We start from the raw sequence: 20,130 nt of genomic DNA, 5'->3' as shown, positions 1-20,130 counted from the left end.
CCAGAAACCGGGGAAAGGGCCGGCGCGCGGGCGTGCCCGGCGACACCTGCGGCGGAAGGGGGAATCCCCCGGCGAATCGATCTGCCATGACGCACGATGGACGGGCTACATCACGGTGAGCAGACGAAGGGGAACCGTCCGTGCAGTTCGAGGTGTGGGCACCGCAGGCCGGCAGGGTGACGCTCCAGTGCGACGGCGTCGCGCGTGCGCTGGAGCGCGATCCGGAGCGTGAGGGGTGGTGGCGCGGGGAGGCCGAGGCGCGGGACGGCTCCCGGTACGGTTTCGCGCTGGACGACGGGCCGCTGCTGCCCGATCCGCGCTCGCGCCGTCAGCCCGACGGGCCGGGCGGGCCGAGCGCCGTCGTGGACCACGACCGGTTCGCCTGGGGCGCGCGGTGGGCGGGGCGTCCGCTGCCCGGCGCGGTGCTGTACGAGATGCATGTGGGCACGTACACGCGCGAGGGCACCTTCGACGCGGCCGCCGAGCGGCTCGGTCATCTCGCGGACCTGGGCGTGACACACGTGGAGTTGATGCCGGTGTGCCCGTTCCCGGGCCGGCACGGGTGGGGGTACGAGGGCGTCTCGCTGTGGGCGGTGCACGAGCCGTACGGCGGGCCCGAGGGGCTGAAACGGTTCGTCGACCGGGCGCACGCGCTGGGTCTCGGCGTCGTCCTGGACGTCGTGCACAACCATCTGGGGCCGTCCGGGAACTACCTGCCGCTGTTCGGCCCGTACTTCACCGACACCCATCACACCCCGTGGGGCGCGGCGGTCAATCTGGACGCGCCCGGCTCCGACGAGGTGCGCGCGTACCTCGTGGACAGCGCGCTGGCGTGGCTGCGGGACTACCGGATCGACGGGCTGCGGCTGGACGCGGTGCACGCGCTGGTGGACACACGCGCGTACCACTTCCTGGAGGAGCTCTCCCGCGCGGTGGACGACCTGTCCGCCGACACGGGCCGGCCGCTCTTCCTGATCGCCGAGTCGGATCTGAACGACCCCCGGGTCGTCACGCCGCGCGAGGACGGCGGCTTCGGGATCCACGCGCAATGGAACGACGACTTCCACCACGCCCTGCACGCCGCCCTGACCGGCGAGTCACGGGGCTACTACGCCGACTTCGCGCGCGCCCCGTTCGCGGCCCTGGCCAAGACCCTCACCGGCGGCTTCTTCCACGACGGCACGTACTCGAGTTTCCGGGGCCGGCACCACGGCCGCCCGCTGGACCGCACCCGGGTGGCCGGGCACCGGCTCCTCGGGTACAGCCAGACCCACGACCAGGTGGGCAACCGCGCCCAGGGGGACCGTCTCGCCGCGCTGGTCTCCCCGGGGCTGCTGGCCTGCGCCGCGGCCCTGACGCTGACCGCTCCCTTCACGCCGATGCTGTTCATGGGCGAGGAGTGGGCGGCGGGCACGCCCTGGCAGTTCTTCACCGACCACACCGACACGGAGCTCGCCGAGGCGGTGAGCGACGGGCGGCGCCGGGAGTTCGCGGCGCACGGCTGGGCGAAAGAGGACGTGCCCGACCCGCAGGACCCCGCCACCCGCGACCGCTCCTGCCTGGACTGGTCGGAGCCGGAACGCGAGCCGCACGCGCGCGTGCTGGCCTGGTACCGGCTGCTCGTCGCCGTGCGCCACGCCCAGCCGGACCTCGTCGACCCCGACCTCGGCGACACCAAGGTGGCCTACGACGAGGAGCACCGCTGGCTCGCCTTCCGGCGCGGAGACGTCCGGGTGGCGGTGAACCTCGGGGACCGCCCGGCGGCCGTCCCCCTCGGTGTCCCCGGCGCGCGGGTGCTCGCCGCGTGGGAGCCCGTGGAGCCGCCGGGCCCGGACGGAGTGCTGCGTCTGCCCGCCGAGTCGGCGGTGGTGCTGGTGCAGGAGTGAGACCGCCCGGCCGGGTCCTGTCGCCGGCTCCGCCCGCCGGACGGGAGGGCGACGGGACCGTCTAGGGGCCTCAAAGGGGTCCCCTAGGGGGCCCCTAGGGAGCCTCGTCGCCGTCCCTGAGGTCCGTCACGCGCTCCAGCATGATCGGCTCCCAGGCGCGCCGCAGCCGGGTGCGCGGGAGGAGGGGCGGCGTGGCGGGGGTGCGGCCGGTGAGTTCCGCGTCCAGGTGGACGAGGGCGTCGCAGCGGGCCAGCCACAGGCCGCGCAGGCAGGGGCGGGCGCCGTAGCCGGCGAGGGTGGCGGCCCGTACGGCGGCCGGGGCGCCGACGGCGAGCGCGAGGCCCGCGATGTCCTCGGCCGGGTCGCCGACCACCGCCGCGTCCCAGCCGAGGACCCCGCGCACCCGGCCGTCCGCGCCGACCACGAGGTGCCCGCCGGTGAGGGCGTGGTGGACGAGGACCGCCGTACCGGGCTGAGCGGCGAGCTGCGCCGCGGCCGGCGGGGTGAGCCGGTGCAGCCGGGCGGGGTCGAACTCGTCGGCCGCGGCGAGCCGTTCGGCGGCCTGCGCGGCGGTCCGGCGCAGCGCCTCCAGGGACCGCGGGGACACGCGCGGCACGCCGAGCGTCCCGGCCTGCCGCGCCGGTACCTCGCGCAGTCCCGTGAGCAGCCCGGCCAGGTCGGTCTCGCCGACGGCGGACACGGCGTGCTCCTCCGCCGTCCCGCCGGGCAGCCTGGTGTCGAGGGTGCAGAGCAGACCGGGTGCCCACTCCCCCTGTGCGACGGAGGCCGGCAGGGCGAGCGGGACGTGCGGGCGGACCAGGTCGCGCAGCCGCAGTTCGCGGCGCCGGCGGGCGCTCGTGTCGCGGTCCGGGGCCAGGCGCAGCACATGGCGGGCGCCCACCCACCAGGCGGCGGGCGCGGCGCCCCCGGTGACCGGCCGCACGTCGGGACCTGCGGCGGCTGCCGCACCGCCTCCTCCCCCGGCGTCCTCGAGCAGGGAACGGGCCAGTCGGCGGACGGTGTCCGCGGTGGGTGTCGGTGCCTGGGTCATGGTCGTGCCCTTGCCGTTCGGGGAGGCGACACAGGGACGGAAGGGGTCGTTCAGTCCACTATGACCATCTCCCGCGCGGTGTTGTTCAACCGCCGCCCGCCGTCCTCGGTCACGGTCACGATGTCCTCGATGCGCACCCCGAACCGGCCGGGCAGGTAGACGCCGGGTTCGACGGAGAAGCACATGCCGGGGACGAGGGGCTGCTCCTCCCCCTCGATCATGTACGGGGGTTCGTGCGTGGTGACGCCGATGCCGTGCCCGGTGCGGTGGATGAAGTACTCCCCGTACCCCGCGTCGGCGATGACGGCGCGGGCGGCCCGGTCGACGTCCTGGCAGGCGGCGCCGGGCCGTACCGCGCGGAAGCCCGCCTCCTGGGCCTCGCGCACCAGGTCGTGCACCCGGCGTTCCTCGTCGGTGGGTTCCCCGACGTGGACGGTGCGGGAGGTGTCGGAGCCGTAGCCGTCCTTGAGGCCGCCGAAGTCGAGGACGACCATGTCGCCGCGTTCGATGACGCGGTCGCCGGTCTCGTGGTGCGGGTTGGCCCCGTGGGGGCCGGAGGCGACGATGGTGAAGTCGACCTGGGAGTGTCCGAACCGGCGCAGCAGGGCGGCCAGGTCGGCGGCGACGTCGGTCTCCCTGCGGCCCGCGAAGGGGGCGTTCCCGATCTCCTCGAAGGCCGCGTCGGCGGCGGCTCCCGCGGCGGCCAGGAGGTCCAGCTCGGCGGTGTCCTTGACGGCGCGCAGCATCGGCAGGGCCTCGGTGAGGGAGGCGTACGAGGTGCCGGGCAGCGTCTGCTGCAGGCCCAGCAGGTGCATGGCCCAGGTGTTGTCGCTGATGCCGAACCGGCCGTCGGTGTCCAGCAGGGCGGCGGTGGCGGCGTAGGGGTCCTTGCCGTCGGTCCAGTCGCGCAGGGTCAGGGCGGAGGCGCCCGGGGCGCGCTCGGCGTCCGGGGCCTCGAGGGTGGGGACGACGAGCACGGGGTCCCGGCCGGGGGCCAGGACCAGCAGGGTGAGCCGCTCGGTGACCGCGGTGGGGGTGTATCCCGTGAGCCACACCAGGTCGGGGCCCGGCGCCACGAGCAGTCCGGCGAGCCCGGCCCCGGCGGCCTGCCGTGCCGCCCGGTCCATACGGGCCTTGTAGTCGTCGGCGGTGAAGGGCGCGGGCGCGGTGCCGGTCATCCGGTGGCCTCCCAGGGCGGGCGTCAGGGCTACGGGCAGCATCCTGCCCGGCGGACGGGGGCGGCGCGAGCCGGTTCGCGGTGTTCGCCCGGCCATCCCCGCCGACCAATGGATAGACGGTGTTCAAGCATTGGTCATCGTGCTTGACCACGTGTGACCGCCCGCAGACCGAGCCGAGGAGACCCCCGACCGTGCTCGTACTCGCACACATCAGCGATCTGCATCTGGACGGAACGGAGCGGGCGGCCGAACGGGCCCGGCGGGTGCGCGACCTGCTGTGGGAGCTGCCGCGGCGGCCGGACGCGCTGCTGGTGACCGGGGACATCGCGGACCACGGCACCGAGGCCGAGTACGAGGAGGCCGCCCGCCTCCTCGGGCTGCCCGGCGGGGACGCCCCGTTACCCGTGCTGACCTGTCCGGGCAACCACGACAGCCGGGCCCCGTACCGCGAGGTCCTGCTGGGGGAGCCGGCCGCGGACGGGCCGGTGAACCGAGCCCACGTGCTGGACGGCGGCGCCGTGCTGATGTGCGACTCGAGCACCCCGGGCCGTGACGACGGCGAGCTGGACGCGGAGACCCTCGCCTGGATCGAGTCGACGCTCGACGGACTCGACGACGGCCTGCCGGTGCTGCTCGCCTTCCACCACCCGCCGGTGCCCCTGCACCACCCCCTCCCCGACTCCTGCCCGCTGCGCGGCGCCGGGCGGCCGGCCGCCCTCCTGGCGGGCCGGCCGCAGGTCGCCGGGCTGATCACCGGTCACGCCCATACCCCGGCCGCCACCACCTTCGCCGGCCGTCCGGTGCTCGTGGGCCGGGGGTGACCTGGACGCTGCGGCTGCCCTGGGAGGGCGGGCAGATCGCCGACCGGGACGCCCCGGTCGGCCTCGCCTTCCACGTCCTGGACGACGAGGCCCGGCTCACCAGCCACTTCCGCGTGGTCACGTGACGACGCCGGGAACCGCCGTCAGCTGCCGGTAGCCGCCGCCCCGGTGGCGCACCGTCAGTCTCACCTCGTCGCCCGGGCGGGCCCGGGCGACGGCGCGGGCCAGGTCCGCGGCGGAGTCGACGCGCGTACCGCCGAAGTCGAGGAGTACGTCCCCCCGTGCCAGACCGGCCGAGAAGCCGGGGCCCGGGATGTGCACTCCGACGACCCGGGCGCCCGGTCCGCGGTCGTCGGCCACCTCCACGCCGAGCCGGGCGGCGACCGGCGCGGAGGGGGCGACGGGGGGCGACGGCGGGGACGGGCCGGGAGCGGGGGCCGTCGCCGGCCGGCCCGTCACGTCGGCGATCCCGCCCGCGCCGACGACGGTGGCGCCCATCGCCCCCAGCCCGACGCCGGACAGCACCAGCACCCCACCCGCCAGGACGCCGAGCACCGCACTCACCAACCGTCGCCCGCGCAGGCGCCCGGCGTGCTGCCCGGACACCCGGCCGGACCCGGGACGGTCCCGCGGACCGCCCCGGCCGTTCGGACCGCCCCGCTCCCCGGGCAGGGGCCTGGGCCGCAGCGCGGGTTGTTCCATGGTCACCTCCGGCAGCGGCGCCCGGCCGTCAGACGAGCGCCGGGAGGGCCGGCGCGCGGTACGGGAGGAAGCCGTGGATCCGGCCGGACAGGTACTCGTCCTTGTACCGCGCCACGTTCCGGTGCCAGTTGAGGATGCCCGCCATCCAGTTCTGCAGGTCCGTCACATACCCCTGCATGATCTCCCGTGCCTCCTTCGAGAGCTGGAAGTCGTCGTAGACGACGGGCAGTTCGTGTGCCACGACATGCTGGAACTGGCGCATGCGCTGGTTCATCAGGTCCTGCACCACGGGCAGCGCGGTCGGGTAGTCGACGCCGAAGAAGTTCTGCACGACGAGGACCGCGTTGTGGATCTCGCCCTCGAACTCGATCTCCTTCTGGTAGGAGAAGACGTCGTTGAGCAGGCACGCGTAGTCGATCGCCGCGTTCTCCAGGGAGCGCACGGGCCCGCTGCGGTAGACCTCGGACGGCACCGCCGGCCCGTGTCCGGCGCGGCAGAGTCCCAGGGTGAGGTCGGAGCCGAAGGTGGCGCGCCGCATCTCCAGGTAGTCCACCGGGTCCGGGACCCGGTTCTGGATCTGGTTGGCCAGCTCCCACACCCAGGCCTCGGTCATCGTCTCGACCGCCGCCTTCAGGGGACGGCGCTCGTCCGGCGTCATACCGGCCGTCGTACGCGTCCACAGGTCGTGCAGGGAGCGTTCCATGGCGTTGGCGGGCGGCGGCACCGGCCCGTCGTCCAGGGGCATGCAGGCGGCGAGGCGGGCGGTGGTCAGCCGGGCGACGGCCAGGTCGCGGCGGTGCCCGTACACCAGCGGGTAGTAGTCGTCGCCGTAGGTGCCGAACGCCAGCCATCCGGAGGCGAGGTCGAGCTGCTCCTGGGTGGCGTCCGGGTCGAGGCCGGCCGCGCACAGCGGCAGGTCGCAGCTCTCCAGCTTGTCCTCGTCCCAGACGCCCTCGCTGAGGATGCCCATCCGCCGCGACCACTCCAGCAGGTGCCGCCGCGATCCGTCGAGGGCGGGGCTGAGCCGCAGCGGGAACGGCATCTCGATCTCCGGGATGACCGACGGGCCGACCTTCGGGAACGGCACCTGGGTGTGGGCACGCCAGCGCCGGGCCCCCGTGGTGGCGAGCAGCGCGCCGATGTCGGCGGCGGACGTCCCCGGGCCGGACGGCGACAGCCAGGGGGCGCCGGAGCGCGCGCCCTCGTTCATGTACCTGCTGGAGCGCAGATGCCATTCGTGGCCGCCGGACTGCCAGTCCTGCAGGCCCTTCGCGTACGCCGCCACCGCCGCGACCTGGTCCGGGGTGAGGCCGTTCTCCAGCGCCACGGCGGGCACTTCGGTGAACGCGGTGTGCTCGAACTGGTGCAGGCGTGAGGTGAGGACGTCGTTGACGAGTTCGGCGGCCTCCTGGGTGCTGCAGCCGAAGAAGGTCTCCAGGACGAGTACGCCGTTGCTGAGTTCGCCCTCGTCCTCGACCTCCCGCTGGTAGGAGAACAGGTCGTTGCGCAGGTGCACGGCGTCGGAGAACGTCTCCATGAGCACCCTGAGCGGCCGCGTCCCGGCGACGGCGGCGGGCACTTCGGCGGTCGCGTACTCGACGAGCCCGGCCGACCAGGGGGCGCCGCCCACCTTGCGGCGCATCTCGATGTACTCGACGGGGTTGGCGATCCGCCCCTCGTTGATGTTGGACAGCTCCCACAGGGACTCGTTGAGGAGGTGCTCGGTGGCGACGGCGAAGCGGCGGCGCCAGTCGGCGGACATCGCCGGCACGGTACGCGCCCACAGGTCCGCGAGGCCCGCCTCGACCGGGTTCTCCGGCTCGGGCACGGGCGCTCCCGGCTCCAGCGGCATGAACAGCGGCAGCCGGTCCAGGTGGGCCTTTCCGGCGCCGCGGTCCTGGGTGCGCTTGAACATCTCCAGGAAGTGGTCGTCGAAGAAGAAGACCCACACGTACCAGTCGGTGATGAGCGAGAGGGCGGGCCCGTCGCAGTCGGGGTGGGTGTAGGCGCAGAGCAGGCCGTAGTCGTGCGCGTCGAGATCGGCCTGCTCCCAGACCCCGCTGCCCTCCAGCATGCCCATCTCGCGGGCCCACGCCGTCGAATGGGCGCGGGCCTCCTCGAGGTGCGGGTTGAGGCGCGCGGGGTGCGGCATGTAGAAGTGCGGGAGTTCGAACGGCTGCGTCATGGCCGGGGGCTACCCGTGGCCCGGTGGCGGCATCCGCCGGCCGGGCCGTGATCACACCATCGCGTGAACTCTCCCCCGTACGGGAGTCATCGGCTCATGTCCGTACCTGGATCAGCGCGTGGGTGCCGCCGGTGCGCCAGCGCTGTTCCTCGGCTGCCGTCAGCGCCGCCTCGGTTCCGGCGCTCAGCCCGGTGATCACGTCGGACTTCAGGGTGCGCAGGGCGGCGACCGGCCCCGGGAAGTACGCGGTGACGTCGGCGAACGGTGTGGTCGCGGGCCAGTACCGGTCGCCGACGAGACGGCGGTAGTTGAGGTCGCCCTTGAGGACGGTGACCGTGGCGGCGGCGAAGTCGGCGCGGAGGCCGTCCGGCATGTCCTCATAGGGCAGGGGCGAGCAGGAGAAGGGGTGCGCGCGCAGGGTGAGCCGGCCGTCGCGGAGGGCGGCCCACAGACCCTGCCCGTACCCGGCCGCCGCTCCCCCGGCGCCGGTGAGCCGGCGCACCGCGTCGACGACGTCGGCGGTGGTGGCGTCGGAGACGTAGTACGGGTGGGGTTTGAGGTGCAGCACCGCGCGGCCGATGCGGCCGTGGGCGAGCAGATGGGCGACGAGCAGCAGGTCGGGGACGAGTTCGCGGCCCGCGTTGTCGGCGACGAGGCACAGGGTGCCGGTGGGGGAGGCGTCGAGCAGCGGCCACAGCCGCTCGCTGTCGTCGGCCACCAGGGCGGGGACGGCGGCGCCCTGTTCGGCTCCCTCGGCGGACAGCCGGAAGCCGAGGTCGGCGCGGTTGCCCCACAGGGAGCCGTGCAGCAGGGCGCCCGCCCGTTCGTCCTCGGGGCGGCCGGTGAGGTCGTCGAGGGCGGCGAGTTCCTCGTCCGTGGCGGGCGAGCGGAGTTCGGCGAGTTTGGAGGGGCGGAAGGGGTCGATGCCCTGCCAGGGGCCGGGGCCGAAGTAGCCCACCGCGTCCAGCAGCCGGCGGTAGAACCAGCTCTCGGACCACAGCCACGGCACGTCGTACCAGGAGCGCCCGGCGTAGGTGTCCATCCCCCAGGCCCGCCAGCGCTCCCGGTCGTGGGCGCCCTCCGGGAGCGGTTCGACGGTGCCCTCGGTGCACTCGGCCAGCAGGGCGTCGAGGGCGCGGTGCTGGGCGGGTTCGTACGGGAAGGCCTCGCGCACCTGCCGGATGATCGCGGGGTGCCGCTCGGCCAGCACACCGTGCGGGAACGTGCCGGGCCGGTCGGCGGTGATCACGGGCGCGGCGGGGATGTCGGACATGCGGCTCACCGTAACGCGCGCCCGTTGCCGCACGCCGGATGTCAGACCGGCGCGATCTCCCGTTCCAGGCGGGCGGCCAGGGAGAGGTAGCGGGCGCGGCGGGTCACGGGGACCAGTCCGCGGATGAGGATCTGCCACATCTCGGCCGTACGGCGGGGCTGCCGGGCGACGGATTCCCGGGAGCGGCCGACGACACGCGTGCCGACGAAGAAGCAGACGAGGGAGTGGGCCACGACGTCGATGTCGACGTCGGGGTGGACGTCGGCCTCCTTGACGGCGCCGAGCAGCCGGGCCGTGACGATGTCCAGCCACTCGGTGAAGGGGTGACTGAGCGGCGGGCGCGGGCGGGTGCCGCCGGTGGCGAGCCGCAGTCCGGCCCGCAGGACGGGGTCCTCGGCGGACATCCTGGCTATGCAGAAGGTGAGGCGCATCAGCGCCTCCAGGGAGGTGTGGCCGCGTGTCTCGGTGTCCCTGGCCAGCCGGCGGCAGGTCGCGGACTGGAGTTCCAGGACGGCGTGGGCCAGGTCCTCCTTCGCCGCGAAGTGGAAGTAGAGCGCCCCCTTGGTGACGTGGGCGTGCTCGACGATGTCGCTGAGACTGGTCGATTCGTATCCCTGGCGGTCGAACAGGTCGGCGGCGGCCGTGATGATCGTCGCGCGGGTCTGCTCGGCGCGTACCTGCCTCGCCATCGCCTGTACTCCTGAGCCGGAAAGGAACGGGTCATGCCGTTTGTTTTAACGCCTTGTACACGATAACTCACCCTGTGGCGGTGTCCACCACGCGGGTGGGCCAACGCATTTGGCCACCCCAGGGCAAAGCGGACGTCGAGCCGCAAAGAAAACAGCACGTCCGGTATTCAAGTGCGGCCGGGAGGAAAGAGATCGGCGGGAGGAAAGAGAACGGCGGGCCGGCCGGTGCCCCATCCGCACCGGCCGGCCCGCCTGCTGGTGACGGCCGGACGCCAGGCGGCGGGCCCGTCCGGGACTCACCGGAGGCCGGCCGCGCTCGAACGATAGGCAGCGCACGGGCCGGCCGGATACGGGGATAACCCTCGATCCGGCCCGGAACCCACCCTCACCGGAAGGCGGTTGACCGGGATCGGGACGCTATGCCCCGCATCGGCGGCGAACGGAGCCGGCCGGCGGCACGCCGGAGGGCTCGGCCGCGGCCGGCCGCCCCGTCTCACGGTTCATCACAATGCGGCAGCATCACCTCACTTCACGTGGCCCTTCACTTGACGACCAGCGGTCGCACAGGGTTGGCTCCGGGCCAGCGAGAGTCACCCCGCCGGCGTACGCTCCCCGCGGCAGCCGGCCGTGCTCTCCCCTGCTCTTGCTCGGCCGTACAGCGAGGTCCGCACTCCTCATGAACACGTCTCCCCCGCCCCGGCGCTTCCCGCGACACCGCGCGGCGGTCCTGGCAGCCGCCGTCGGTCTGCTGGTGAGCGGCTGCTCCGCGTTCGGGACGTCCGGCGACTCCTCGGACGCAGACGGGGCGAGCGGGCCCGGCACGGGGCGGACGAAGGTCGCGATGGTCACCCACGGCAGTGAGGGCGACGCCTTCTGGGACCGGGTGCGGAAGGGCGCCGAGGCGGCGGCGGCCAAGGACGGCATCGAGCTGACGTACGCGAGCGACCCGGACCCGGCCGGCCAGGCCGAACTGGTCCGCCAGGCGGTCCGTGACGGCGTCGACGGCATCGCGCTGACGCTCGCCAAACCGCAGGCCATGAAGGGCCCGGTGAACGAGGCACGGTCCGCGGACATCCCCGTCGTCGGGCTCAACTCGGGCATCGACGCCTGGAAACCGGCCGGGCTGCTGGAGTTCTTCGGTCAGGACGAGAGCGTGGCGGGCCGGGCCGTCGGCGAGAAGCTGAACGAACTGAAGGCCGGGCACGCCCTGTGCGTCGTCCACGAGCGAGGCAACGTCGGCCTGGAGGCCCGCTGCGCCGGTGTGCGGAAGGCGTTCGACGGGACGACGGAGAACCTGTACGTCGACGGGACCGACACGCGTGCCGTCTCCGGCATCCTCACCGCGAAGCTGCGGCAGGAGCCCGGCATCGACCAAGTCGTCACCAACGGCGCGGAGTTCGCGCTCACCGCGGTCGAGGCGGCCGCGGATGCGGGCAGCGACGCCGGTGTCGCCACCTTCGACCTCAACAAGGACCTGGTGGACGCCGTACGCGGCGGCGACGTGCAGTTCGCCGTCGACCAGCAGCCCTACCTTCAGGGTTACCTCGCCGTGGACGCGCTGTGGCTGTACCGGGCCAACGGCAACATCAGCGGCGGCGGGGTCGCGCCGGTGCTGACCGGACCGGCGTTCGTCACGAAGGCCAACGCGGACTCGGTCGCCGGGTTCGCCGCCCGCGGAACCCGCTGACGGGCGCCGTGCCCACCTCCTCCCCCGACACCCGACCGCTCTAGGACCACGATGTCTCCACGGACAGGGGCCCGGCGCCGTTTCGGCTCCATTCGCCTCTCGCTGTTCCTGCTCGCGCTCGTGCCCAGCGTCACCCTCGCCGGCATGTGGGGCCTGACCACGATCCAGATGTTCTCGGAAGGGCTGGAGCTGCGCTCCCAGACGGAACTGAGCCGCTCCACCGGCGCGATGGGCACGCACGCCACCCTCGCGCTCCAGAAGGAGCGCAGGCTGACCGCCGCGTGGCTGGCCGATCCGCGGAGCTCGCGGTCGGCGATGGAGGCCCAGCGCGAGACGACCGACGCGGCGGTGGCGAAACTGTCCGGGAAGGCCGACGTGATCGCCGAGGCGCCGGCGCGCGTCTCGGACCGGCTGTACTCGGTGCTCGGCTCGGTGGGCAGCCTGGAGTACTACCGGGACCAGGTGGACGACCCCGGTGACATCACGGCCGAGGAGGCACTCGACCAGTACACCTCGATCATCGACGACCAGATCCAGGCCTTCCAGGAGCTCTCCCAGGTCGACGACGGGGACCTGACCTCGCAGGCCCAGCCGCTGATCGCGCTGGAGCGCGCGGCCGAGCTGGTCTCCCGGGAGGACGCCCACCTCACCCTCGCCTGGCCGTCCGGACGTCTCGACGCGGAGGGCTGGAGCGAGTTCGCGAAGCTGGTCCACACCCGCCGCTGGCTGGTCCAGGACCAGATCGTGCCCTCCCTGACCGGCAGCACCAGGACCCAGACCGAACGCATCCTGCGGAGCGCGGAGTGGCGCGCCCTGGAGGCGGTCGAGGACCAGGTGCTCGCCACCGCGGCGGAGGGCGAGGACCGCAGCGTCGAACTCCCGGACCTGCGGGCGCGGTGGGAGCAGGCCATGGACAAGGTCTCCCCGCAGTACGCCACGATGATCCGTCAGCAGACCGACGCGCTGCTCACCCGCAGCGCCGACGAGGCCCGCAGCCTGCTGGTGACGGCCGCGTCCCTGAGCGCCGCCGGGCTGCTCGCGCTGCTGCTCTGCGTCGGCCTGTCCTGGCGCATCACCCGGTCGCTGTCCCGCCGGCTGCGCGGTCTGCGGATGGCCACCCTGGGGCTGGCGGAGGAGCGGCTGCCCGACGTGGTGGCCCGGCTGGAGCGCGGCGAGAAGGTCGACGCGGAGTCGGCGACCACCCCGCTGGACTACGGACACGACGAACTGGGCCAGGTCGCGAGCGCGTTCAACACCGCGCAGCGCACCGCCGTGCTCACCGCGGTCGAACTCGCCGACACCCGACGCGGGTTCCAGAAGATCATCCTGGGCATCGCACGCCAGAGCCAGAACCTGGTCAACCTCCAGCTCAGCAAGCTCGACGCGCTGGAGCGCCGGCACACCGACCCCGAGGTCCTCAAGGGCCTGTACGAACTGGACTCCACCGCCAGCCAGTTGCGCCGGTACGAGGAGAACCTGGTCATCGTCAGCGGGGAGCGTCCCGGCCGCTCCTGGAGCGAGCCGGTCGCACTGATCGACATCGTGCGCAGTGCCGTCGGGGAGGTCGCCGAGTACCAGCGGGTGGAGGTGCTCACCGACGAGGAGGTGTCGCTCGCCCCGCCGGCGGTGGCCGACGTGATCCATCTGCTGGCCGAGCTGATCGACAACGCGACCGTGTACTCGCCGGCGCCCAGCCCCGTCGGGGTGCGGGCGGCGATGGTGGCCAAGGGGCTCGCCGTGGAGGTCGAGGACCGGGGCCTCGGCCTGTCGGAGGAGGACTACGCCTCCCTCAACGCCCAGTTGGCCGAGCCGCCGCAGTTCGACGTGGTCGCGCTCGCCGACGACCTCCGGCTGGGCATGTTCGTGATCTCGCAGCTCGCGCACCGGCACGGCATCGCCGTCACCCTGCGCCCGTCGCCGTACGGCGGGACCACGGCGATCGTGCTGATCCCGCACGAGATCGTGGTGCGGGACGCGCCGGACGACGGCGGCGCACCGAGCGCTCCGGAACCCGCGGCCGTGCGGGACACGGCGGACGGCGGATCCGGGGGGACCGCCGCGGGCCCGCGGGCCGCCGTGCCCCGGCCGGCCGGCGCCGTACGGACCGCGCCGGCACCGGCCGCCGACCCGGCGCCCGCCGCCCGCCCGGACGGGCTCACCCCGCTCCCCCGCCGGGTGCCGCAGACCAGCCTGGCCGCCGAGCTGCGCGAGGAGTCCGTGCCGGACGCCGGTGAGGACCCCGGTGACGACTTCACCGCGGAGCGCGCCGCCTCCTCCCTCGCCGGCTTCCAGCGGGGCACGAGCCAGGCGCGGGACGACGGCACGGACGGCGCCGACGAGGCCGTACCGGCGCATGTGCCCGCCGCCCCCGCCGAGTTCACGACTCCGACCGCCGACCGCCGACCGCCGACCGCTCACGAAGGAACACCGTCATGACACGCCCCGCCCCCGCCACCCACACCCAGCTGGACCAGCTGCTGACCGGACTCGTGGAACGGGTCGCCGACGTGAACCAGGCCGTGGTGCTCTCCGAGGACGGGCTGGTGGTCAGCAAGTCCACGGGTTTCCCGCGCGACGACGCCGAGCGCCTCGCGGCGACCGCGTCCGGTCTGATGAGCCTCAGCAAGGGCGTCAGCATGGACTTCCGCGGCGGCCCGGTGCGTCAGGCGCTCATCGAGATGGCCCACAGCTACCTGATCCTCACCTCGGCCGGTCCCGGCGCCCATCTGGTGGTGCTGACCGGGCCGAACGCGGACGTCGGCGTGGTGGCGTACCAGATGAACATGCTGGTGAAGAAGATCGGTGAGCACCTCAGCGCGGCGCCGCGGGAGACCGCGGGACCCGCCGTCGACCCCGGCGTGTGAGGTGGGCGGAAGCGACTCGGCGGGCCGGCTGGTACGGCCGTTCACCCTGACCGGTGGCCGCACCCGGCCCAGCCGCGCCGACTTCACCCTCATCACCACGGTGACGGCGGCCGATCCGCAGCCCGTGGGCGCGGCCCGGCCGCAGCCCGAACATCTGCGGATCCTGCGGCTGTGCGACCGGCCGGTCGCGGTCGCCGAGCTCGCCGCGCGGCTCGACCTCCCGGTGAGCGTGATCGTCATCATGCTCTGCGACCTGCTGGAGGCGGGGCGGATCACCGTCCACCCGCCGCACCCCGTCACACGTACCACCCCGGATCTGGACCTGCTGCAGAAAGTGAGGGAGGGCCTTGGCCGGCTCTGACACCACCGCTCAGGCATCCGCCGACCGTCCGGCACCCGACACGGTCAAGATCCTGATCGCCGGTGGCTTCGGCGTGGGCAAGACCACCATGGTCGGCTCGGTCAGCGAGATCGTCCCGCTGCGCACCGAGGAGCCGCTGACCATGGCGGGGCTGGACGTCGACGACCTGGACGGCGTCGAGGAGAAACGTGCCACCACGGTCGCCCTGGACTTCGGCCGGATCACCGTCTCGGACGATCTCGTGCTGTATCTCTTCGGCACGCCGGGGCAGCAGCGGTTCTGGTTCATGTGGAACGACCTGGCCCTCGGCGCGCTGGGCGCGGTGGTGCTGGTGGACGTGCGCCGGCCCAAGTCCAGTTTCGCCGCGATCGACTTCTTCGAGCGCCGGGGCATACCGTTCGTGGTCGCCGCCAACGGCTTCCACGGTGAGCACCCGTACCCGGCGGAGGACATCCGGGAGGCGCTGACGCTGCCGGAGGGCGTGCCCGTGCTGCTGTGCGACGCGCGGGAGCGGGAGTCGAGCAGGGACGTGCTGATCGCGCTGATCGACCGGCTGATCGCCCAGGCGGCCCCGGCGGGATGACCGCCGGGGGTGCGGCCGGGATCGGCCGCACCCCCGCGGCGGTCAGTCCAGGCCGGCCGATTTCAGCCAGGCCTTGGCCACGTCCAGCGGGTCCTTCTTCTCCAGTTGCACCTGGGCGTCGAGGTCGAGGAGCGTCTCGGTGTCCAGCTTCGCCGATACGGCGTTCAGCGCGTCGACGCCCTCCTGGGGGAGCGCGTCCTTGTGGACCAGCGGGGTCACGTTGGCGAATCCGAAGAGGTTCTCCGGGTCCTTCAGGACGACGAACCCCTCCTTCACGATGGTCGGGTCCGTCGTGAAGACGTCCGCGGCCTGGACCTCGTTCTGGATCAGCGCCGCCTGGGTCAGCGGGCCGCCCGCGTCGAGCGCCTTGAACGACTTGAACTTCAGCCCGTAGACGTCCTCCAGGCCCTTCAGCCCCTGCCGCCGGGTCTGGAACTCGGGCGAGCCTCCGATCACCAGGTCCGGTGCGGTCTCCTCGAGGTCGGCGAGGGTCGACTCGGCGGTGAGGCCGTACTTCTCCGCGGTCTGCGCGTTGAGGCTGACCGAGTCCTTGTTCTCGGCCGGCGAGGACTCCAGCAGCGTCAGCTTCTTGTCCAGCTTCGCCTTGACGGCCTCGTTCACCGCCTCCGCCGACTCCTGCCCGGCCTCGGGGTCGAGGTAGGCGAGGAGCGAGCCGTTGTACTCCGGCAGGACCGTGATGGAGCCGTTCTTCATCATGCCGTACGTCGTCTCACGGCTGCCGATGTTGTGCTTGTAGCCGACCTTGAGGCCCTTGGCGCGCAGCGCCTCGCCGTAGATGTCGGCGAGCAGGGTGCTCTCGGCGAAGTTGTTCGAGCCGACGACGACGGTGCCCGCCTCGGCCTTCTCCCCCGCCAGGGGGTTGTCGGGGTCGCCGTCGGAGGAACAGCCCGCGAGCAGGGCCGCCGCGGCGGTGAGCGCGACGGCCGCCGCGCCGGTGTGCCTCGTCCTTGACCTGCTTCTCTTCGCGGTAGAAGTCATTCACCGATCCAATCCAGCCGTTTTACGGTCAGTCAAGAACATGGTGGTCACGGTTTGCCGTATGAGCGGGGGTGCCTCGGCGTCCGCGTCAGCGCCTGCGCACACCGGGCGACACCGCCAGCCGTCCCACGGCCCAGAACAGGGCGAGGGTGACGAGCGCCAGGACCGCGACGAGGGTGGCGCCGCCGACCACCTTCTCGTAGTCGCGCTGGTAGAGCCCGTCGATGATGTACCGGCCGAGGCCGCCGAGGCTGACGTACGCGGCGATGGTGGCCGTCGACACGATCTGGATGGCGGCGGAGCGCAGGCCGCTGAGGATCAGCGGGAGCGCCACGGGCAGTTCGACCTGGAAGAGAATCCGGGACTCGTGCATCCCCATGCCCCGGGCGGCGTCCACCGGGGCGGGGTCGACGGAGCGGACCGCCTCGTAGGTGGTCACCAGGACCGGCGGGACCGCCAGGACGACCAGCGGGATCATCACGGGCAGCAGACCGAAGCCGATCAGCAGCACGGCCAGCACCAGCAGGCCGAAACTGGGCAGGGCGCGGGCGGCGTTGGCGATGAAGGCGAGCGCGTTCCCGCCGCGTCCGGTGTGGCCGGTCAGCAGGCCGACGGGCAGGCCGATCGCGGCGGCGATCGCGAGGGCCAGCAGCGAGTACTGCACGTGCTCCCAGAAGCGCCGCGGGATGCCGTCGTAGCCGTGCCAGTGGGCGCTGTCGCTGAAGAAGGCGTTGACGAAGTCGAGGACGTTCACCGGACCGCGCCCTCCGGGGTGATCTCCGCCCGCCGCGCGGCGGGCCTCGGCCGGACGGTGCCGCCGCGCGGCATCCACGGGGTCAGCACCAGCCTCAGCAGCACCAGCAGGGCGTCGCACAGGGTTGCCAGGCAGGCCATGGTGACCACGGCGTTCACCGCGAGTTCGGGCCGGTCGTACTTCTGCGCGGCCGCGAGCAGATTGCCGAGGGCGCCCTGGTTGCCGATCAGGGCGCCGACGCTGACCAGGGAGATGCTGGAGGCGGTGGCGACCCGCAGTCCGGCGATGATGGCTGGGGCGGCGATCGGCAACTGCACCTGGACGTAGCGCCGTACGGGCCCGAAGCCCATGGCGGTGGCGGCGGCGAGGGTCTCGTCCGGCACCGAGCGCACACCGTCGACGATCGCCGGGACCAGCACCACCAGGCTGTAGAGGGCCAGCGGGATCATCACGGTGAGTTCGGTCTGGCCGGTGTAGTCGATGAGGACGACGAAGAACGCCAGGGACGGAATGGCGTACAGGACCGTCGTCACGGCGAGCACGGGCGGGTACAGCCAGCGGAGGCGGCCGCACAGCAGTGCGAGCGGCAGCGCCAGGAGCAGCCCGGCGGCCACCGGCAGCAGGGCCTCGCGCAGGTGCAGCCCGATCAGGCCGGCCCAGCTGTGCTCGAGGTCGCTGGGGATGTCGAAGTAGCCGCTCATCCCGCGACCTTCTCGTCCTCGGCGCGGCCCGCCGTGTGGGCGGCGCGGATCGCCTCGCCGATGGCCTGCTGGGAGACGACCCCGGTCACCCGTCCGTCGCCGTCCACGGCGACCGCCCAGCCGGTGGGCGAGAGCACCGCGCAGTCGAGGGCGGTCCGCAGGGAGTCGGCGCCGGGCACGAACGGCCGTCCGTACGGCAGCAGTCGGCGGGTGGCGAGGTCCCCGGCGGTCTGCTCGTCCCGTGCGGCCCAGCCGAGCGGGCGGCCGTCGGCGTCGGTCACGAGCAGGTGGGCCGCCCCGGCCGCGGCGACGCGTTCGGGGGGCGCGTCGGCCGGGAGCACGGCGTCGGTGGTCAACTCCAGTGCGGCGGAGGGGAAGAAGGACAGCCGGCGGATGCCGCGGTCGGCGCCGAGGAAGTCCTCCACGAAGGCGTCCGCGGGTGCGGACAGCAGTTCGGCGGGCGGCGCGTACTGGGCGAGCCGGCCGCCCTCGCGCAGCACGGCGACCATGGTGCCGAGTGTCATGGCCTCGTCGATGTCGTGGGTGACGAAGACGATGGTCTTGCCCAGCTCCTCCTGGATGCGCAGGAGTTCGTCCTGCAGCCCCTTGCGTACGACGGGGTCGACGGCCGAGAACGGCTCGTCCATCAGCAGCACCGGCGGATCGGCGGCGAGCGCCCGCGCCACCCCGACGCGCTGCTGCTGGCCGCCGGAGAGCTGGTACGGGTACCGCCGGGCCAGCGAGGTGTCCAGGCCCACCCGCTCCATCAGCTCCGCCGCCCGTTCCCGGGCCCTCCGCTTCCCCCAGCCGAGCATGCGGGGGACGGTGGCGATGTTGTCGACGACGGTGCGGTGCTGGAAGAGACCGGCGTTCTGGATGACGTACCCCATGGACCGGCGCAGGGTGGTGACCGGCTGCCGCCGGATGTCCTCGCCGTCGAGCAGGATCGTTCCCTCGGTGGGTTCCACCATCCGGTTGATCATGCGGAGGGTGGTCGTCTTGCCGCAGCCGGAGGGCCCGACGAGGACGGTGATCGAGCGGTCGGGGATGTCCAGCGGCAGCCGGTCGACCGCCACCGTGCCGTCCGGGTACCGCTTCGTGACTGAATCGATCCGTATCAAGACGCCGATGCCCTTCGGGTGGCGGAAGTTTCTGACCGGGTTCGCTCACTCTGCCGCCGGTGAGTGTAAAGCGCACCACCGACAGAACCCCGTCACCCCGGCCGGGACGGCCTCGGGCTACGCCGCCACCTGCCCGGATCCCGCCGTCGGAAACCCCGGTGTGCGCCGTACCCGCCGGTCCGCGGTCACGGCGAACACCTCGCAGCCGGGGCGTGCCGCGGCCCACGCGATCCCCTCCCGCCCCAGTGCGAAGGCCGCCGTGGCGACCGCGTCCGCCTCGGTCAGGGTGGGGGCGGTGACGGTCAGGCTCAGCAGTCCGGTGGCCGGGCGGCCGGTGCGCCCGTCGAGGATGTGGTCGCCGCGCTCGTAGCGCGCGGAGGTGGCCACCGCGCCGCCGGTGAGGCGGACGACGGTGCACAGCCGGCCGGCGTGCTCCGGGTGCCGTACGCCCACGCGCCACGGTCCGCCGGCGGTGATCACGTCTCCGCCGGCGTTGAGGCAGAACCGCCGCGCCCCGGCGGCCCGGAGCAGTTCGGCACCCCGCTGCACCGACCAGCCCTTCACCACGGCGCAGGGGTCGAGCCGCCGCCCCGGCAGCCGCACGTCGAAGGCGCCCCCGGTGGCGGTCCGGTACCGCTCGCAGAGGTCGAGGACCTCCGTCAGGGCGGGACTGAGACGGTCGGGACGCAGCTCTCCCCGGTCGAGCCGGCACACCTCGCTGTCCTCGCGGAACGGGCTGAAGCGGGCGTCCACCTCCCGCAGCCAGGCGAAGAGCTCGTCGACGGCGGCGCCGGGGAACCCCTCGTCGTCGACGCGCAGCGACACCGGGAAGCCCATGACGTGTTCGACGCGCCGCACGTCAGGAGTCCCCCGCGTCGAGGGCGGCCTGCAGCGACCGCCGGTAGCCGTCGCTGGTGACGGTGGCGCCGGAGACAGTGTCGACGTCGGCGCTCTGGGCCCGGAGGGTCTCCTCGATGAGGACCGGCACGGCGGCCGTGGTCTGCGGGTGGTCCGGCTGCCGGAGCATCCGGACGTCTGTGATGCGGTCGCCGTCGAGGGTCACCTCGACCCGGACGGGGCCCTTCTCGGTGTCGACGGTGGGGCCGGCGACGACGCGGGTGGTGCCGCCCGGGACGGTGGACACCGTGGGGGCGGGGGCGGGCTGGGCGGTCCGTGTCCCATCGGCCGGGGCGTAGCGCCAGACCGGGATCAGGCCGGCGACGGTCAGGACCAGGACGGGCAGTGCTCGCTTCACGGGGTTTCTCCTCTTGCGCC

General features: G+C 73.3%; 18 protein-coding genes and 1 pseudogene. 7 read left to right on the top strand and 12 right to left on the bottom strand.

Annotated features, from left to right (window positions below; all coding sequences use genetic code 11):
* Nucleotides 1-140: 140 nt before the first annotated feature.
* Nucleotides 141-1,886: a malto-oligosyltrehalose trehalohydrolase gene (treZ, locus tag ACZ434_RS11250; RefSeq protein ID WP_468454187.1), complete on the top strand. Its 1,746-nt coding sequence runs from the start codon at nucleotides 141-143 to the stop codon at nucleotides 1,884-1,886.
* 94 nt (nucleotides 1,887-1,980) lie between these two features.
* Here the strand turns inward: treZ and ACZ434_RS11245 are convergent, their stop codons facing one another.
* The gene (locus tag ACZ434_RS11245; protein ID WP_468454185.1) at nucleotides 1,981-2,937 is read right to left on the bottom strand and encodes an aminoglycoside phosphotransferase family protein; all 957 of its coding nucleotides are present in this window, start codon (nucleotides 2,935-2,937) and stop codon (nucleotides 1,981-1,983) included.
* Nucleotides 2,938-2,987: 50 nt separating this feature from the next.
* Nucleotides 2,988-4,115: a M24 family metallopeptidase gene (locus tag ACZ434_RS11240; RefSeq protein WP_468454183.1), complete on the bottom strand. Its 1,128-nt coding sequence runs from the start codon at nucleotides 4,113-4,115 to the stop codon at nucleotides 2,988-2,990.
* Nucleotides 4,116-4,306: 191 nt separating this feature from the next.
* Between ACZ434_RS11240 and ACZ434_RS11235 the strand changes: the two are divergent.
* Nucleotides 4,307-5,061 (top strand): annotated as a pseudogene (locus ACZ434_RS11235) (metallophosphoesterase).
* On the opposite strand, the gene ACZ434_RS11230 reads toward ACZ434_RS11235, so the two are convergent.
* From ACZ434_RS11230 to ACZ434_RS11215, 4 genes are all read right to left on the bottom strand, one after another.
* Complete coding sequence (locus ACZ434_RS11230; protein ID WP_468454181.1) at nucleotides 5,054-5,638, bottom strand: PDZ domain-containing protein; 585 nt, start codon at nucleotides 5,636-5,638, stop codon at nucleotides 5,054-5,056. The pseudogene ACZ434_RS11235 and the gene ACZ434_RS11230 overlap by 8 nt on opposite strands.
* 28 nt (nucleotides 5,639-5,666) lie before the next feature.
* Nucleotides 5,667-7,823, bottom strand: coding sequence for a germacradienol/geosmin synthase Cyc2 (gene cyc2, locus ACZ434_RS11225; RefSeq protein WP_468454179.1), 2,157 nt, complete (start codon nucleotides 7,821-7,823; stop codon nucleotides 5,667-5,669).
* A gap of 94 nt (nucleotides 7,824-7,917) precedes the next feature.
* Complete coding sequence (locus ACZ434_RS11220; RefSeq protein WP_468454176.1) at nucleotides 7,918-9,096, bottom strand: damage-control phosphatase ARMT1 family protein; 1,179 nt, start codon at nucleotides 9,094-9,096, stop codon at nucleotides 7,918-7,920.
* Between the two features lie 41 nt (nucleotides 9,097-9,137).
* Nucleotides 9,138-9,785 carry a ScbR family autoregulator-binding transcription factor gene (locus ACZ434_RS11215; RefSeq protein ID WP_468454174.1) on the bottom strand — a complete coding sequence of 216 codons (648 nt, stop codon included), beginning with the start codon at nucleotides 9,783-9,785 and terminating at the stop codon, nucleotides 9,138-9,140.
* A 676-nt stretch (nucleotides 9,786-10,461) separates the two neighbouring features.
* Here ACZ434_RS11215 and ACZ434_RS11210 point away from each other — a divergent pair.
* From ACZ434_RS11210 to ACZ434_RS11190, 5 genes are read left to right on the top strand one after another with little or no spacing between them, the layout of a single operon-like run.
* The gene (locus ACZ434_RS11210; RefSeq protein WP_468454172.1) at nucleotides 10,462-11,472 is read left to right on the top strand and encodes a substrate-binding domain-containing protein; all 1,011 of its coding nucleotides are present in this window, start codon (nucleotides 10,462-10,464) and stop codon (nucleotides 11,470-11,472) included.
* Nucleotides 11,473-11,523: 51 nt separating this feature from the next.
* Nucleotides 11,524-13,908 (top strand): sensor histidine kinase, encoded by a 2,385-nt coding sequence (locus ACZ434_RS11205; protein ID WP_468454170.1) that lies wholly within the window; start codon nucleotides 11,524-11,526, stop codon nucleotides 13,906-13,908.
* Entirely contained in the window at nucleotides 13,905-14,336 is a 432-nt protein-coding gene (locus tag ACZ434_RS11200; RefSeq protein ID WP_468454168.1) for a roadblock/LC7 domain-containing protein, read from the top strand. The genes ACZ434_RS11205 and ACZ434_RS11200 overlap by 4 nt, the downstream gene beginning before the upstream one ends.
* Nucleotide 14,337: 1 nt before the next feature.
* Nucleotides 14,338-14,697 carry a DUF742 domain-containing protein gene (locus tag ACZ434_RS11195; protein ID WP_468454166.1) on the top strand — a complete coding sequence of 120 codons (360 nt, stop codon included), beginning with the start codon at nucleotides 14,338-14,340 and terminating at the stop codon, nucleotides 14,695-14,697.
* Entirely contained in the window at nucleotides 14,684-15,280 is a 597-nt protein-coding gene (locus ACZ434_RS11190) for a GTP-binding protein (protein ID WP_468454164.1), read from the top strand. Before ACZ434_RS11195 ends, ACZ434_RS11190 begins: the two co-directional genes overlap by 14 nt.
* Before the next feature lie 42 nt (nucleotides 15,281-15,322).
* Here ACZ434_RS11190 and ACZ434_RS11185 read toward each other — a convergent pair whose 3' ends face one another.
* The 6 genes from ACZ434_RS11185 to ACZ434_RS11160 all read right to left on the bottom strand — a co-directional run bounded on the left by ACZ434_RS11185 (nucleotide 15,323) and on the right by ACZ434_RS11160 (nucleotide 20,110).
* On the bottom strand, nucleotides 15,323-16,279 hold the full coding sequence (locus tag ACZ434_RS11185) for an ABC transporter substrate-binding protein (protein WP_468454162.1): 957 nt from the start codon (nucleotides 16,277-16,279) through the stop codon (nucleotides 15,323-15,325).
* A gap of 88 nt (nucleotides 16,280-16,367) precedes the next feature.
* A complete protein-coding gene (locus ACZ434_RS11180) occupies nucleotides 16,368-17,033 on the bottom strand; it encodes an ABC transporter permease (RefSeq protein ID WP_468454160.1) in 666 nt (221 codons plus the stop codon).
* Nucleotides 17,030-17,734 carry an ABC transporter permease gene (locus ACZ434_RS11175; protein WP_468454157.1) on the bottom strand — a complete coding sequence of 235 codons (705 nt, stop codon included), beginning with the start codon at nucleotides 17,732-17,734 and terminating at the stop codon, nucleotides 17,030-17,032. Before ACZ434_RS11175 ends, ACZ434_RS11180 begins: the two co-directional genes overlap by 4 nt.
* A complete protein-coding gene (locus ACZ434_RS11170; RefSeq protein ID WP_468454155.1) occupies nucleotides 17,731-18,855 on the bottom strand; it encodes an ABC transporter ATP-binding protein in 1,125 nt (374 codons plus the stop codon). Before ACZ434_RS11170 ends, ACZ434_RS11175 begins: the two co-directional genes overlap by 4 nt.
* A gap of 117 nt (nucleotides 18,856-18,972) precedes the next feature.
* The gene (locus ACZ434_RS11165; protein WP_468454153.1) at nucleotides 18,973-19,713 is read right to left on the bottom strand and encodes an FAD:protein FMN transferase; all 741 of its coding nucleotides are present in this window, start codon (nucleotides 19,711-19,713) and stop codon (nucleotides 18,973-18,975) included.
* Between the two features lies 1 nt (nucleotide 19,714).
* Entirely contained in the window at nucleotides 19,715-20,110 is a 396-nt protein-coding gene (locus ACZ434_RS11160) for an FMN-binding protein (RefSeq protein WP_468454151.1), read from the bottom strand.
* Nucleotides 20,111-20,130 lie beyond the last annotated feature (20 nt).

This window comes from Streptomyces sp. NPDC030893, assembly GCF_055571535.1.
This window is presented reverse-complemented; position numbering and strand designations above follow the sequence as displayed.